At 59.8% G+C, this 13252-nt stretch carries 11 protein-coding genes (1 of these 11 cut by a window edge); 6 read left to right on the forward strand and 5 right to left on the reverse strand.

Annotated features, from left to right (window positions below):
* Positions 1-12: 12 nt before the first annotated feature.
* Complete coding sequence (locus tag KI797_RS02845; protein WP_041206386.1) at positions 13-1332, reverse strand: anaerobic C4-dicarboxylate transporter; 1320 nt, start codon at positions 1330-1332, stop codon at positions 13-15.
* 129 nt (positions 1333-1461) lie between these two features.
* Positions 1462-2904 carry an aspartate ammonia-lyase gene (gene aspA / locus KI797_RS02850; protein ID WP_005331800.1) on the reverse strand — a complete coding sequence of 481 codons (1443 nt, stop codon included), beginning with the start codon at positions 2902-2904 and terminating at the stop codon, positions 1462-1464.
* Positions 2905-3352: 448 nt separating this feature from the next.
* Between aspA and KI797_RS02855 the strand changes: the two genes are divergently transcribed.
* Entirely contained in the window at positions 3353-3829 is a 477-nt protein-coding gene (locus KI797_RS02855) for an FxsA family protein (RefSeq protein WP_226171353.1), read from the forward strand.
* 37 nt (positions 3830-3866) lie between these two features.
* Here the strand turns inward: KI797_RS02855 and KI797_RS02860 are convergent, their stop codons facing one another.
* Positions 3867-5201, reverse strand: a complete 1335-nt coding sequence (locus KI797_RS02860; RefSeq protein ID WP_226172978.1) for an MATE family efflux transporter — start codon at positions 5199-5201, stop codon at positions 3867-3869.
* 242 nt (positions 5202-5443) lie between these two features.
* Here KI797_RS02860 and KI797_RS02865 point away from each other — a divergent pair, with 242 nt between their 5' ends.
* The 5 genes from KI797_RS02865 (at position 5444) to KI797_RS02885 (ending at position 10212) form a co-directional block, all read left to right on the forward strand.
* Positions 5444-5737, forward strand: coding sequence for a co-chaperone GroES (locus KI797_RS02865; RefSeq protein WP_005309514.1), 294 nt, complete (start codon positions 5444-5446; stop codon positions 5735-5737).
* Between the two features lie 43 nt (positions 5738-5780).
* On the forward strand, positions 5781-7415 hold the full coding sequence (groL, locus tag KI797_RS02870) for a chaperonin GroEL (protein ID WP_005331807.1): 1635 nt from the start codon (positions 5781-5783) through the stop codon (positions 7413-7415).
* 95 nt (positions 7416-7510) lie between these two features.
* Positions 7511-8008: a molybdopterin-binding oxidoreductase gene (locus KI797_RS02875; RefSeq protein WP_041206383.1), complete on the forward strand. Its 498-nt coding sequence runs from the start codon at positions 7511-7513 to the stop codon at positions 8006-8008.
* 25 nt (positions 8009-8033) lie between these two features.
* Positions 8034-9965 (forward strand): putative bifunctional diguanylate cyclase/phosphodiesterase, encoded by a 1932-nt coding sequence (locus KI797_RS02880; protein ID WP_041206381.1) that lies wholly within the window; start codon positions 8034-8036, stop codon positions 9963-9965.
* 58 nt (positions 9966-10023) lie between these two features.
* Complete coding sequence (locus KI797_RS02885; RefSeq protein ID WP_041206379.1) at positions 10024-10212, forward strand: hypothetical protein; 189 nt, start codon at positions 10024-10026, stop codon at positions 10210-10212.
* Between the two features lie 72 nt (positions 10213-10284).
* On the opposite strand, the gene rluA is transcribed toward KI797_RS02885, so the two are convergent.
* Both rluA and rapA read right to left on the reverse strand, forming a co-directional pair.
* Entirely contained in the window at positions 10285-10941 is a 657-nt protein-coding gene (gene rluA / locus KI797_RS02890) for a bifunctional tRNA pseudouridine(32) synthase/23S rRNA pseudouridine(746) synthase RluA (protein ID WP_171272628.1), read from the reverse strand.
* Positions 10942-11056: 115 nt separating this feature from the next.
* A protein-coding gene (gene rapA, locus KI797_RS02895) for an RNA polymerase-associated protein RapA (protein ID WP_226171355.1) crosses the window boundary here: on the reverse strand, positions 11057-13252 show its 3' portion. The gene runs 672 nt beyond the window's last position; the window shows 2196 of its 2868 coding nt (coding positions 673-2868); its start codon lies off the right edge, out of view; the stop codon is at positions 11057-11059.

Here is a 13252-nt window from a genome sequence, read left to right on the forward strand (position 1 = left end):
AGGGGACCGCTATCAGAGGATGAGACCGCCGAAAAAGAAGCCCAGTGCCACTGCCATGGCGATGGTGGCCACGCCCGGGATGAAGAAGGGGTGGTTGAACACCGCCTTGCCAATCCGGGTGGAGCCGGTGTCGTCCATCTCGACCGCCGCCAGCAGGGTCGGGTAGGTCGGCAGCACGAACAGGGCGCTCACGGCGGCGAAGGAAGCGATGGCCGCCAGCGGGCTGACACCCAGTGCCAGCGCAGCCGGCATCAGGGCCTTGGTGGTGGCGCCCTGGGAGTAAAGCAGCATGGAGGAGAAGAACAGCACCACGGCCAGCAGCCAGCTGTACTGGCTCAGCAGATCGCCGGCGAACGCCTGGATCTCGACCATGTTGCCTTTCACGAAGACGTTGCCGAGCCAGGCCACGCCCAGCACGCAGATACAGGCCGACATGCCGGACTTGAAGGTCGGCATGTTGGTGATCTGGGCGGCGTCCAGCTTGCAGAACAGCACCATCAGGGTGGCGGCGGAGAGCATGATGCCCATGATGGCGCCATCGCGGGGGATGGGCGGGCTGGCGATCAGGCCCACGTTGCCTGAGATGGCGGTGGCATAGGCCATGACCGCGACGATGGCGACGATGAAGATGCCGACGGAGAGCTTGGCATAGGGCTTGAGCTCCACCTTGCTGGTGCCCCGCAGCTTGATCAGGCCCTTGGCCTTGCGCTCCAGATAGACTTCATCCTGCTCCAGCGGCTTGCCCAGCATGTTGGCCACGAAGGCCCCCAGCAGGCAGGCGATGAAGCTGGACGGGATGCAGATGGCCAGCAGGGTCAGGTAGTCAACGCCCAGCGGCTCCAGCATGCCGGAGAAGGCAACCACGGCCGCCGAGATGGGGGAAGCGGTGATGGCGATCTGGGAGGCAACGACCGCGATGGAGAGCGGACGGGACGGGCGGATGCCTTGCTCCTTGGCCACTTCGGCGATCACCGGCAGGGTGGAGAAGGCGGTGTGACCGGTACCGGCCAGCATGGTCATCAGGTAGGTGACGACCGGGGCGGCGAAGGTGATGTGCTTGGGATTCTTGCGCAGGGCCTTCTCGGCCAGGTGCACCAGATAGTCCATCCCGCCGGCGAGCTGCATGCAGGCGATGGCGCAGATGACGGACGCGATGATCATGATCACGTCCCAGGGGAGGTAGGTCACCAGCTGATCGCTCGGGATGGGCATGCCCAGCCCCCAGGTCAGCACCAATACCCCCAGACCACCGGCGAAGCCGATACCTATGCTGCCTATCCGGGCTCCCAGATAGATAGCGGCGAGCACCACAAGTAACTCGATTCCAATCATAGCGAACACTCCATTTTCCAGTTTTTTTAGGTTTTATTGGGCTGAAAAGCCAATTCCCGATGGGACTTGCAGGAGGTCGCTCGGGAATTGACTTTAATGGGCCGGGATAAACCCGGCCCATCTGCTCGCTTATACGGTGGCTTCGCGGGTGTAACGCTTGGCCTTGTATTGCGGGTTCATCAGGTTCTCGATGGAGAGGATCTCGTCCAGTTGCTCGGCGGTCAGCAGGCCGCGCTCAAGCACGACTTCGCGGACATTCTTGCCGGTCTGGGCACAGATCTTGCCGACGATGTCACCCTCGTGGTGACCGATGAAGGGGTTCAGGTAGGTCACGATGCCGATGGAGTTCAGCACGTGGTTCATGCAGATGTCCGGGTTGGCGGTGATGCCTTCCACACACTTCTCGCGCAGGGAAATGCAGGCTTTTTCCATCAGGCTCAGGGATTCGAACATGGCCTGACCAATCACCGGCTCCATGACGTTCAGCTGCAGCTGACCGGCTTCGGCGGCGAAGGTGATGGTGACGTCATTGCCGAACACCTTGAAGCAGGACTGGTTGACCACTTCCGGAATGACCGGGTTGACCTTGGCCGGCATGATGGAGGAGCCTGCCTGCATTTCCGGCAGGTTGATTTCCTTCAGGGCAGTGCGCGGACCGGAGGAGAGCAGACGCAGGTCGTTGCAGATCTTGGACAGCTTCATGGCCAGACGCTTGATGGCACCGTGCAGCATCACATAGGCACCGCAGTCGGAGGTCGCTTCGATGAGATCCTCTGCCGGCACATAGGCGCGACCGGTGATCTCGGCCAGCCGCTTGATGGCCAGGGCGGAGTACTCGGGCGGGGTGTTCAGACCGGTCCCGATGGCGGTGGCACCCAGGTTCACTTCCAGCAGCAGCTCCTGGCAACGCTTGATGGACTTGATCTCTTCGCGCAGGGTCACGGCGAAGGCATGGAACTCCTGACCCAGGGTCATGGGAACAGCATCTTGCAACTGGGTACGGCCCATCTTCAGGATGCTCTTGAATTCCTGGGCCTTGGTATCGAAGGCTGCGATCAGCGCTTCCAGGGCATACAGGGTGGTGTCGGTGCTGTTGACCACGGCGACGCGGAAACCGGTGGGGTAGGCGTCATTGGTGGACTGGCACTTGTTGACGTGGTCGTTCGGGTTGATGACGTCGTAACGTCCCTTCTCCAGACCCATGATTTCCAAAGCGATGTTGGCCAGCACTTCGTTGGTGTTCATGTTGACGGAGGTACCGGCGCCGCCCTGATAGACATCGACCGGGAACTGGTCGAAGCATTTGCCGGTATTCAGCATCAGATCACAGGCTTCGATGATCTTGTCAGCAATTTCGGGACGGATGGTGCCGAGCTCACCGTTGGCCAGTGCGGCGGCCTTCTTGGTCAGCACCATGCCACGGACAAATTCGGGAACGTCAGAAATCTTCTGAGTGCTGATCTTGAAGTTCTCGACGGCGCGCAGGGTATGCACACCGTAATAGAGATCGTTGGAAACTTCTTTGGTGCCCAGCAGGTCTTCTTCAATGCGGACGTTCTTGATGTCGCTCATTGTAATGCCTCAGAAATCAGATAAATGGAAACGATCCTCACCGAGTGGCCGCGACATCCTTACGCACATTTCATCCTGAAGCACCACACATCGGGTGGGGCAGTGGGGAACCCGTGGTTCCCTGTGCAATGACTGGAATAGATCTTACCTCAATTGGGGTATCTGATATTAGACTTGGATCACTAAATTTGAGGCAACCTCAAATATCTTGTGGTCATTAAACAGATATTGCAATTGAGCGATTAACTTTGACAGAACAATCACTTCAATCACAGTTGGTCGACCAAATATTTCTTCCGATCCCGAGGTGTCTGGCGTCGCAGACTTGAAAAACCGGTATGACTCCCCATTTTACTAACAAGAGACCTGCGTGATGGCGAGTTGGTATGGGCCATACTCCGCTGACTGTGTGATTGCAGGTTCATTTATTCACCGCACTGAGGTTGCTATGGGCAAGTTGTTACTGTTGTTGGTTGGCCTGGTATTGCTGGAGCTCACCGTGATGATAGAGGTGGGCTCGGTGATAGGTGCCTTGCCGACCGTGGGCCTGCTGGTACTGACCGCGGTGCTGGGCTCTTCCCTGGTGCGCAGCGAGGGGATCAAGACCCTGTTCAGCGCCCAGCAGAAGATGCAGCAGGGCGAGATGCCGGGCCGCGAGGTGATGGGGGGCATGCTGCTGGCGCTGGCCGGTCTGCTGCTGATCATTCCGGGCTTCGTGACCGACTTCTTCGGCATCCTGCTGCTGCAGCCCTGGCTGCGCAACCGGCTGGCCGACAAGCTGGTGGGCAGCAGCCAGTTCAGGATGCAGATGGGTGGCTTCCAGGCACAGCAACCGCCGTTCGGAGCGCACCCTGGCGAGGGGCAGCCGGATCGGGCCAAGGGTGGTGGAACCACGATTGAAGGGGAATTTGAACGCAAAGAGTGAGTGAGCGGAATCGGCCGCCATCCCGGGGCCCTTGCCGTCAGGGGTTGACCTGATGGCAGAGCCTCTCAAACCTGCGGTGGGCATAGCCCCAGGCCAGCAGCCCCGCCGCCAGGTTTGCCAGCAATATCCCCAGATAGATCCCCTGCTCTCCCCCCAGTTTTGCGCCCAGCCAGGCCCCTGGCAGCAAGAAGACGAACAGCCGCATGCCGTTGAAGACGAATGACACCGTCGAGGCCCTGACGCCGTTGAGTGCCGAAGCTAGCAACATCACCATGCCCTGAAAACCGTAGCCGATGGGCACCAAATGCAGGTAGAGCACGATCAGCCGAACGACCTGAGGGTGATCGCTGAACAGGTTGGCGATGAGCGGCGCCAGCAACCAGACGAGGCCGTAGATGATGAGCTGGAACAGCAGGGCGAACCGCATGCAGAGCAGCAGGGCGGCCCTGGCCCTCGCCGGATTGCCCGCCCCGCAGTTCTGCGAGACGAAGGGTGCCAGCACCGAGGAGAGCGCCATCATCACGATCAGCAGCAGCGCCTCCACCCTGGAGGCGGCTCCGTAGGCGGCCACCACCTCGGTACCCAGACCGGCGAAGATGACCATCAGCACGGCGCTGGCCAGCGGATTGAGCATGTTGGTAAAGGAGGCGGGCACGGCCACCTGCAGCAGGGCGCGCCAGTGAGCCAGCAGTCGTGAACGGGGGGATAGCTGCCACAGCAGAAGCCCTTCCCGCTGGCGCAGTATGTGCAGGCTGACCAGCATGGCCATCAACCAGGAGAGGGAGGTGGCGATGGCGGCGCCGCGAATGCCCCATTCGGGGAAAGGGCCGGGCCCGAAGATGAGCAGGGGATCCAGCACCCCGTTGACCAGACCGGCCACCCCCATCACCAGGCTGGGGGTCTTGGTATCCCCCGTGGTCCGGATGGCGGCATTGCCGACCATGGGAATGACCAGCATGGGTACGGTCAGATACCAGATCAGCATGTAGCCGTGGATCAGCGAAATGAGCTCGGCGCTGGCGCCCAGCAAGGTAAAGAGGGGTTCTATGGTCAGCGTCCCCAGCACGGCGAGCAGGGTCACCAGGATGACGGCAAGGAACAGGCAGTCGGTGGTGATGCGGGCGGCCTCGTCGTGACGGCCCTGGCCCAGGGCATGGCCGAGCAGGGCGCACAGTCCCGCTCCCAGCCCCATGGTGAGGGAAGTGACCACGAAGGTGACCGGGAAGGTGAAGCTGATGGCGGCGAGCGCTTCCGTGCCCAGCATGCCGATGAAGAAGGTATCGACCAGGTTGAAGGCGAGGATGGCAACGATGCCGAGGATCATGGGCCCCGTCATGCGCAGCAGCATTGGCGTCATGGGGGCGGTCAGCATGGGGTTGGGTCGGCTCAAGGCAGGGTCTCTATGTGCTCTGGGCCGAAATGCTGGCCGCGTCCATCCGCCTTCCTGATTGGGGGTGGGTGATCCATCAAAGATACTCATAGTACGTGAAAATATTTTTTTTGTATTTGCCCTTGAAGGGCTACCCAAATTGCCCCAGATCAGGGGCATAACAAATTTGGCCGACTGCGGCCATTCCTCAAGCAACACAGAGACTCATTTTGGGAGAGTTATCGATGAAAATTCGTCCACTGCACGACCGCGTCATCATCAAGCGCATCGAAGCTGAAGCCAAATCCGCTGGCGGCATCGTCTTGACTGGCACTGCGGCCCAGAAGTCCACCCGTGGTGAAGTTCTTGCCGTGGGGACTGGCCGAATTCTGGACAATGGCGATGTCAAAGCCCTCGCCGTCAAGGTGGGTGACAAGGTGATCTTCAACGAAGGCTACGGCGTGAAGACCGAGAAGCTGGATGGCCAGGACGTGCTGATCCTGTCCGAGACCGACATCCTGGCGATTGTCGAAGAGTAATCACCTTCCCCCTTTTCCCGAATTGATTTAAGGACTGAAGAACATGGCAGCTAAAGAAGTTAAGTTTGGCAACGAAGCCCGCATCAAAATGCTGGAAGGCGTCAACATCCTGGCCGACGCCGTCAAGGTGACCCTGGGCCCGAAAGGCCGCAACGTGGTACTGGACAAGTCCTTCGGTGCCCCGACCATCACCAAGGATGGCGTCTCCGTTGCCCGCGAGATCGAGCTGGAAGACAAGTTCCAGAACATGGGCGCCCAGATGGTCAAGGAAGTTGCTTCCAAGGCCAACGACGCCGCCGGTGACGGTACCACCACCGCGACCGTACTGGCGCAAGCCATCGTCAACGAAGGCCTGAAGGCCGTTGCCGCCGGCATGAACCCCATGGATCTGAAGCGCGGTATCGACAAGGCCGTTGTGGCCGCTGTCGCCGAGCTGCAGGCACTGTCCCAGCCCTGCGCCGACAACAACGCCATCGCTCAGGTCGGTACCATCTCCGCCAACTCCGACGAGAAAGTGGGTGCACTGATCGCCGAAGCCATGGACAAGGTCGGTCGTGACGGCGTGATCACCGTGGAAGACGGTCAGGGTCTGGAAGACGAGCTGGCTGTGGTGGAAGGCATGCAGTTCGACCGTGGCTACCTCTCCCCTTACTTCATCAACAAGCCGGAAACCGGCTCCGTCGAGCTGGATGATCCCTTCATCCTGCTGGTGGACAAGAAAGTCTCCAACATCCGTGAAATGCTGCCGGTGCTGGAAGGCGTGGCCAAGGCGGGCAAACCGCTGATCATCGTGGCCGAAGACGTGGAAGGTGAAGCGCTGGCTACCCTGGTGGTCAACACCATGCGCGGCATCGTGAAAGTCGCCGCCGTCAAGGCGCCGGGCTTCGGCGACCGTCGCAAGGCCATGCTGCAGGATATCGCCATCCTGACCGGTGGTACCGTGATCTCCGAAGAGGTGGGCATGGAGCTGGAAAAAGCGACCCTGGAAGATCTGGGCCGTGCCAAGCGCATCGTCATCACCAAAGAGAACACCACCATCATCGATGGCGTGGGTGATGCAGCCCTGATCGAGAGCCGCGTGGCTCAGATCCGTCAGCAGATCGAAGATACCTCTTCCGATTATGACCGTGAGAAGCTGCAAGAGCGCGTGGCCAAGCTGGCCGGCGGTGTTGCTGTCATCAAGGTTGGCGCTGCCACCGAAGTCGAGATGAAAGAGAAGAAAGCCCGTGTTGACGATGCCCTGCACGCCACTCGCGCTGCCGTAGAAGAAGGCGTGGTTGCCGGTGGTGGTGTGGCGCTGGTGCGCGTGGCCGCCAAGCTGGCCTCACTGCGTGGTGACAACGAAGACCAGAACGTGGGCATCAAGGTCGCTCTGCGCGCCATGGAAGCACCGCTGCGTCAGATCGTCATCAACGCCGGTGAAGAAGCCTCCGTCATTGCCAACGCCGTGAAGAACGGTGAGGGTAACTTCGGCTACAACGCCTACACCGAGCAGTACGGTGACATGCTGGCCATGGGCATCCTGGATCCGACCAAGGTGACCCGTTCTGCCCTGCAGTTCGCCTCTTCCATCGCCGGCCTGATGATCACCACAGAGTGCATGATCTCCGAGCTGCCGAAGAAAGATACCCCTGCCATGCCTGATATGGGTGGCATGGGCGGTATGGGTATGATGTAATTCCGTCATAGTCATCAAACGGCTCGCTTTTGCGGGCCGTTTTTTTTAGTGCTACTAAGCTGAAGCTGTTGATAGTGAAATGATCTGAGGTGATCATGCGAACATTAGGTTTGATCCCGTTACTGTTTTCCCTTGTCGTTCCCACCATGGTCCTGGCCGCTCCCGAGGGGCCGGTGATCCTCAAGGTGACAGGGAATCTGGACCCCGCCAACCCGGCAGATGGTGAAGTTGATTTCGACATGGCCATGATCCAGGCCCTGCCACAGCATGAGATAGTGACGAGCAATCCCTGGGTGGACAAACCGCACAAATACGTGGGGCCCAAACTGGCGGACGTGCTGACGGCGGTGAAGGCCAATGGCAAGAGCATCACGCTCACTGCCTTGAACAGCTTCCAGATCCGGATCAACTGGGATAAGGTCAGGCAATACGATCCCATTCTGGCCTGGCAAGATGATGGGGTAACCATGCGGGTACGTGACAAAGGGCCGCTTTGGTTTATCCTGCCGCTGGATCAGCATCCTGAACTCAAACGATCCGAGTTCACCGACATGATGATCTGGCAACTGAGCGCGATCGATATTCAGCAGTAAAGACGGTGGCTTACGGGAGTACTGGGTGAAAGCGAAGACCAGGGCTTGGCCCTTACTCGGCGTTCTTTATCTATCCATTCTGTTATTCACGGGTAGCACGCTGTATTGCCTGGTGCAGATACAAAATGCGACCCGGGTAATGGAGAAGTACACCTATGACGTCTCCTGGGCATTGATGCAGTTGCAGCTAGAGCTGGGGCGCTTTCTCAATGCCGTCGAGATTTACCACTACGGCGGTATCGATCATGAAACCCTGCTGCTGCGTTACGACATCCTGTGGAGCCGGACGCCGATCCTGCTGAGTGGGCAGCTGCGCAAGAGCCTGTCGGATAATCCGAAGACGCTGCGGCTGGTGCAGCTGACCGAGAACAACATCCGCAAGCTGGAGCCGGAGCTGACCAAGCTGAAGCCGGGGATGTCGGATTACCAGCAGATCATGATGACCCTTGCGCCCTTGCAGGAGCCGCTCTCCTACTCTCTCGCCTCCATGATGCAGAAGAACATCAACGTCTATTCGGGCAATGACAAGCGCTTCGGCCAACTGCGCGATGCGCTGTTATTCATGGTGTTGGGCCTGGTGATATCCGTCATTCTGCTTAGCGGTCTGCTGGTGCGTGAAGCCAGGCGTCATTTCAGAACGGCCCGGGTCGATCCGCTGACCGGCCTGGCCAACCGATTGGCCTTGCTGGAGAAGATGGAGTCTTACGTCAGCCGTGATACCCCCTTTGGCCTGGTACTGGTCGACATCAATGACTTTCGTGACATCAACAGCAAGTTTGGCTATAGCACTGGGGACATACTGCTGCAGGAGCTGGCGAAGCGGCTGCGGGCCCTGTGTGAAAACGGCGAGTGGGTGGCTCGTCTGGGGGGCGATCAGCTCGCCATGCTGCAACGGGACAGCAGCGATCTGCGTCAGGTCAGGGAGCTGGTGGCGAGAGTGCTCCACTCCATCAAACAAGACATCATCATCGACAACTATCCCTTCCGGCTAGAAGTGGGCATAGGTATCGCCTTCTTCCCCACGGACAGCAACCAGACCCAGGAGCTGCTGAGCCGGGCGGAGCAGGCGCTGTTCCACAGCCGCAAGACCCATGTCCCTTATGTCATCTATGACAGCTCCCTGCTCAACGAAACCACCAGGCGCAAGCACCTCGCTTCCGACATGGTGATGGCTCTTGAACATAACGCCCTGGAGCTTTACTACCAACCCATCGTCAACCTGGAGAGCGGTCGCTGCGAGGCGGTCGAGGCGCTGCTGAGATGGCGTCATCCTGAGCTTGGCTTCATTCCTCCCAACGAGGTGATCCAGGTGGCGGAAGAGTTCCAGCTGGCCGAGAAGCTGGGCAGCTGGGTACTGAACACGGCGTGCGAGCAGCTCCACCAGTGGCAACACCTGGGGTTGGTCGATCTGCAGATGTGCGTCAACATCTCCCCTGGCATGTACCAGCGCAACTTGTTGAAGCTGGTGGCCAAGGCCTTGATGGAACACCACATTCCGGCCTCCTGCCTGGTGCTGGAAGTGACGGAAGACACCACCATGCGCGAGGTGAAGAATTCGCTGCAGTTGATGCAGGATCTCAGTCAGCAGGGGGTTCATCTGGCGCTAGATGACTTCGGGACCGGTTACTCCTCTCTCAGCTATCTGCAGAAGCTGCCCGTGAGCAAGGTGAAGATAGACAGATCCTTCATCCAGGGCATAGACACCTCCATCGAGGCGGCCGAGCTGGTGGCCAACATCTGCCGCATGGGTTCCATGCTGGGCAAGAAGCTGGTATGCGAGGGGATTGAAACCCAGGGCCAGCTCGACGTGCTGCGTTCATTGACCGACATCCATCTCTACGGACAAGGCTATCTGTTCAGTCGCCCGGAGCAGGCATCAAAGGCCTATCAGACCCTGCTGGAGATGGAGGAGCGTTGGCTCGCACGGCGTGCGCCGGACAAGGCATATCTGCTCTGAACGATAGGTCTCATGTCTGCCATTCTCTGGCCGATAGTGATTAGGCAGGAGGTACACAATGGATATTTCTAGTTCTGCAAATGCGTCGTTTGGTTCTGCACTGATGGTGGCCAGCCTGGCCAAAAAACAGCAGACCCAGGAGGGCGAGTCGGCTTTGAAACTGCTGGCAACAGCAGCTCAGTCAGCTCCAGCAGCACCGACATCGGCCAGCGCTTCTTTGGGAAGCAAGATCGATATTCGCGTCTGACCCTAATGAAAAAGCCCCCATCTCGCGATGGGGGCTTTTTTATCTCTGCGATTTGGCGCGAGCCTCTTCCGCTCAGAGCGGGAAGGGCGCTGGCGCCTCGAAGGTCATCCGCTCGCCGCTGCGGGGGTGGCTGATGGTCAGGCTGGCCGCATGCAGGTAGAGATGGGGCGCTGCCGCCAGCGCATCCGGATGGGCGTAGAGGTTGTCACCCAGGATCGGGTGCCCCAGCTCCAGCATATGGACGCGCAGCTGATGGGAGCGACCCGTGATGGGGGTCAGCTTGATCAGGCTGTTGCCATTCTCCACCTTCAGTTTCTCCCACAGGGTCAGAGCGTGACGTCCTTCTTCAAAGTCCACTTTCTGTTTCGGGCGGTTGGGCCAGTCGACGCAGAGCGGCAGGTCTACCTGACCCGACTCTGCCTCCGGCTCGCCCCACACCCAGGCGAGGTAGTGCTTCTCGGTCTCCCGCTCGCGAAATTGTCGGCTCAGCTCCCGATGTGAATTAGGGTTGAGGGGAATGACAATAACGCCCGTGGTGGACATGTCGAGGCGATGGGCCGCCGCCGCCTTGGGGTGCTGCTGCTTCACCCGATGCAGGACGCTGTCTTCATTCTCGGGGCCGCGCCCGGGGACGCTCAGCAGGCCAGTGGGCTTGTTGACCACCATGATGTCCTTGTCCTTGAACAGGATATCGAGCCAGGGTTCCAGAGGCGGTGAGTATTCAAACATAAATGTCTCGCATCAGAAGGTGGGGGCAAGCCCCCATCAGTTATGGGTAACCACAATCATAAAGGGCATGAGATCCCGCGTGAGCCGAAGCCGATCATGCCACTTCACTGCCTTGTCAGTTATGGGTGACCACGATAAAGCGGATTGCATCCAGCTTGAGTTGGGTCTGATCGATCAGGTGGTGCAATTCTGCCTGCAGATTGCGCAGATAATCCAGTTCGCTGTCGCGCACGTTCGGGTTGACCGCTTTGAGCGCCTCCAGACGATCGAGATCCTGCTGCAGGGTCTGCGCCATCTGGGCACGGGCCTTGTCGACAATCCCGGCTTTCAGCTCTTCGGCAATCGGTTGAGCCTGGCCAATCAGGCCGTGGATCACCGGCTGGGACGCAGTGACCAGCTTGCTGCCGAGGTGGCGGTTGACCGGGGTCAGCTGGCGGTTGAAGGCATCGAACGCCACCTTCTCACCCAGATTCTGGCCGTTTTTATCCATCAGCAGACGGATCGGCGTCGGCGGCATGAAACGGTAGAGCTGGGGATGGGCCGCAGACTCGGCAACGAAGATCAGCTCAAGCAGGATGGAGCCGATGGGCAGCGCCTTGTTCTTGAGCAGAGCCACCGAGGTGGCACCGATCTCGGAGCCCAGGATCAGGTCGATGCCGCCGCGCATCATGGGGTGATCCCAGGAGAGCAGCGCCATGTCATCCCGCGACAGGGCAGTGTTGCGATCGAAGGTGATGGTCATGCCGTCTTGCGGCAGGCCCGGGAAGCTGGAGACCAGCATGTGATCCCCGGGGGTCAGCACCAGCGCGTTCTCACCACGATCATCCTGGTTGACGCCGATCTCGTCGAACATCTTGAGGGCGAAGGAGATCATGCCGGTGTCGTCATCTTCGGCGGCCAGCTTGTCGACCAGCTGCTGGGCGGCGGCGCCACCGCTGGAGTGGATCTCCAGCAGGCGATCGCGACCCTGTTCCAGTCGTGCCTTGAGCGGCTCGTGCAGTTCGCGGGTCTTGATCAGCAGAGCGTCGAGAGTCGCCTGATCGCCGGTGTTGGCGGCCAGCAGCTCGAACAGTTCATCGCGCACCGCTTCGAATACCGGACGAGCCGTCGGGCAGGTCTGCTCGAACGCGTCCAGACCATCGTGATACCAGAGCTGCAGGGCGCGCTGGGAGGTGCCCTCCAGATAGGGAACGTGGATCTCGACGGTATTCTGCTGACCGATACGATCCAGTCGACCGATGCGCTGTTCCAGCAGATCCGGATTGAGCGGCAGATCGAACAGTACCAGATGACTGGCAAACTGGAAGTTGCGACCTTCTGAACCGATCTCGGAGCAGAGCAGTACCTGGGCGCCACCATCCTCTTGCGCAAAATAGGCAGAGGCCTTGTCCCGCTCGAGGATCGACATCCCTTCATGGAACACGGTGCCGCGGATCCCTTCACGGGTGCGCAGCGCCTCTTCCAGTGCGATGGCGGTGGCCGCTTCGGAGCAGATCACCAGCACCTTCTGCTGGCGGGCAGAGAGCAGCAGCCCCAGTAACCACTCGACGCGCGGGTCGAACTGGGTCCAGGTGGCGTTGTCGCCTTCGAACTGCTGGAAGATCTTCTCGGGGTAGAGGTAACGCAGGGCGCGGGTCTGCAGATCGCCACCGTTGCCACCCATCATGCCCATCACCTTGATGGCGGTCTTGTACTGATCCGGCAGTGGCATCGGGTAGACGTTGAGATGACGCTCGGGGAAGCCCTGAATATTGGCGCGGCTGTTGCGGAACAGCACCCGGCCGGTGCCGTGCTGATCCAGCAGCTTGGCGACCGCCTGCTGGCGGGCAGCTGCATCGCTTAAGTCCAGCCCTTCCAGCTGGTTGGCGAGGATCTGTTTGGCTTCATCGCTCAGGGTTTCGCCTTCCAGCAGCTCTTGCGCGGCACTGGCGACCTGGCCATAAGCCTGCTCCTCGGCGAGGAAAGCCTCGTAGTCGTAGAAACGTTCGGGATCGAGCAGGCGCAGGCGGGCAAAGTGGCTCTGGTGGCCCAACTGATCCGGGGTGGCGGTCAGCAGCAGCACGCCCGGCACCTGTTCAGCCAGCGCTTCCACCATTTCGTAGGCGCGGCTGGGGGCCTCTTCGCTCCACTCCAGATGATGTGCCTCGTCGACAACCAGCAGATCCCACTCTGCTTCCAGTACCTGCTCGAAGCGACGACGCTTCTTGCGCAGAAAGTCGAGGCTGCAGATCACCAGCTGTTCGGTCTCGAAGGGATTCTCTGCATCGGCAAATGCCTCGATGCAGCGCTCCTCGTCAAACAGGGAAAAGTG

It is taken from the genome of Aeromonas media, assembly GCF_020423125.1.
GTDB classification, from domain to species: Bacteria; Pseudomonadota; Gammaproteobacteria; order Enterobacterales; family Aeromonadaceae; genus Aeromonas; species Aeromonas media.

What these genes read in the sequence shown, in the direction of transcription:
- KI797_RS02885 (WP_041206379.1), top strand. Translation starts at nt 10,024, where the DNA reads ATGGATATTTCTAGTTCTGCAAATGCGTCGTTTGGTTCTGCACTGATG.
- aspA (WP_005331800.1), bottom strand. Translation starts at nt 2,904, where the DNA reads ATGAGCGACATCAAGAACGTCCGCATTGAAGAAGACCTGCTGGGCACC.
- groL (WP_005331807.1), top strand. Translation starts at nt 5,781, where the DNA reads ATGGCAGCTAAAGAAGTTAAGTTTGGCAACGAAGCCCGCATCAAAATG.
- KI797_RS02875 (WP_041206383.1), top strand. Translation starts at nt 7,511, where the DNA reads ATGCGAACATTAGGTTTGATCCCGTTACTGTTTTCCCTTGTCGTTCCC.
- KI797_RS02845 (WP_041206386.1), bottom strand. Translation starts at nt 1,332, where the DNA reads ATGATTGGAATCGAGTTACTTGTGGTGCTCGCCGCTATCTATCTGGGA.
- KI797_RS02860 (WP_226172978.1), bottom strand. Translation starts at nt 5,201, where the DNA reads ATGCTGACCGCCCCCATGACGCCAATGCTGCTGCGCATGACGGGGCCC.
- rluA (WP_171272628.1), bottom strand. Translation starts at nt 10,941, where the DNA reads ATGTTTGAATACTCACCGCCTCTGGAACCCTGGCTCGATATCCTGTTC.
- KI797_RS02855 (WP_226171353.1), top strand. Translation starts at nt 3,353, where the DNA reads ATGGGCAAGTTGTTACTGTTGTTGGTTGGCCTGGTATTGCTGGAGCTC.
- KI797_RS02865 (WP_005309514.1), top strand. Translation starts at nt 5,444, where the DNA reads ATGAAAATTCGTCCACTGCACGACCGCGTCATCATCAAGCGCATCGAA.